2 protein-coding genes are annotated in these 876 nt (G+C 36.5%); both read left to right on the top strand.

Annotated features, from left to right (window positions below; translation table 11 throughout):
• On the top strand, positions 1-282 hold a 282-nt coding region (locus tag ACS8FC_RS15895), incomplete at its 5' end, for a hypothetical protein (RefSeq protein ID WP_439297481.1).
• Positions 283-562: 280 nt separating this feature from the next.
• Positions 563-876: ATP-binding protein (locus tag ACS8FC_RS15890; protein WP_439297480.1), on the top strand; the 314-nt coding region annotated here is incomplete at its 3' end.

Below are 876 nucleotides of genomic sequence, written 5' to 3'. Positions count from 1 at the left end.
TCAAACTCTATTTCAGGTAATATCGAACGGGTTTTCAGTAAGATATCTAGTGGTAGTTGGTATCCTAACAAGTCTTATCGTGACGCTAGTCACCCCCAGTCTGCTATGGCAAAGGTATTTTTTGATTACGTGTTTGGGATAGAGGATTGCGGTTTTCATTACACTCTCGATGAGCTGTTTAACCCTTACAAACCGCAGCAGGCTATTGGACAAGTGGGTTATGCCACTCTAGGAAGCGCTCAAAGTACTAACTACTCAATCACAATCAATGATTTGAAGTAGTGTAAAACACAAAGAACCAAATCTAGTATGAGGAACTTATACTAAGGCCAAATACTAAGTGTATTTGGCTTTTTTAATAACTCTAATAATAAACTAGAAAGTAAGGCGACAACAGTTGTCGTATATTGTTGAGTTATTAATAAGAGCTGATGCCTAAAGCACTTAATAATACGATAATATTGATATGATTATGGTCACTCATAATAAAAGTGAAATGAAGTAGACTGAAATAACTCAAGAATTTAAAACTTGGTTTTATATATCATAGAAAGGATTAAAGATGCTGAAAACGGATGAAGCCTTAGGCATAGCAAACGAAGACAATACGAAACCAGTTATAAAAGATATCAATAAGCTTCTACGTGTCGCATTAATCAACAGTTACCCTAAAGGTCAAAGCCACCTCATTGAAGTTGGTGATAACACAATCATTACGGGGCGCAATAGCGCAGGCAAAACCACCCTGATGGGAGCAGTCATTCCTTTTTTTGGCACTAGATTGAGTGAGGTTTCTAAAAAGAATGAAGCGGTTAAACGCCTTATTGACTTTTATATTCCTTATGATGACAGCTACTTGGTTTATGAATACAGAAG

This window comes from Psychrobacter sp. 1Y4 (assembly GCF_051847555.1).
This window is presented reverse-complemented; position numbering and strand designations above follow the sequence as displayed.